Annotated in this window: 1 protein-coding gene; it reads left to right on the forward strand. The window is 58.5% G+C overall.

Features of this window, described 5'->3' with window-relative positions; genetic code table 11:
* Window positions 1-152 precede the first annotated feature (152 nt).
* Window positions 153-535 (forward strand): hypothetical protein (locus tag JF66_RS24765; RefSeq protein ID WP_231556534.1); only part of this gene is annotated, 383 nt, incomplete at its 3' end.

Below are 535 nucleotides of genomic sequence, written 5' to 3' on the forward strand. Positions count from 1 at the left end.
ACTTCAGCGCAGCAGGGCAGCGTACTGAATCTGCAATTCCGACAAGTAGTTGTGAGGTCTCAATGCCGCCCCAAAATGGCGATGCCAATCACTCCGTTCGCCAGTGGAGCACGTTGCGACGAACTTTTGGCGCCTACCATCGTCGAATCTCGGTGGCGGTGGCGGTGTTGGTGATGGTGGGTTGCGTGACTCTCAGTGGGTGTGTCGCGAACTCCCTGACGGCGGACACTACTTCGTCGGCCACGCCTGCCCCGTCCGGTGCGGGACTCGTCGATCCGATGGTTGACCTCAAAAACCCCGACTCGACTGATTTCGTGGAGGGGGAGATCTCGCCGATCATTCATGAGCAGGGAACGGGCCCGACAAAGTTCACGATCGAAAGGCCCGACCCCTCAACGAAAGCACTCAAATTCTTCGTATCGTGCGAGCCATCGAATACGTTTACGGTCACCACGAGCACCTTCTATTCGGGGCCTTGCTCCACTCGCTTCTCCAGCAGTGGCAGCATTCCGCTGTCCCGCGGAGATGGTCCTCT

The organism is Cryobacterium sp. MLB-32, from assembly GCF_000738085.1.
Taxonomy (GTDB): domain Bacteria; phylum Actinomycetota; class Actinomycetes; order Actinomycetales; family Microbacteriaceae; genus Cryobacterium.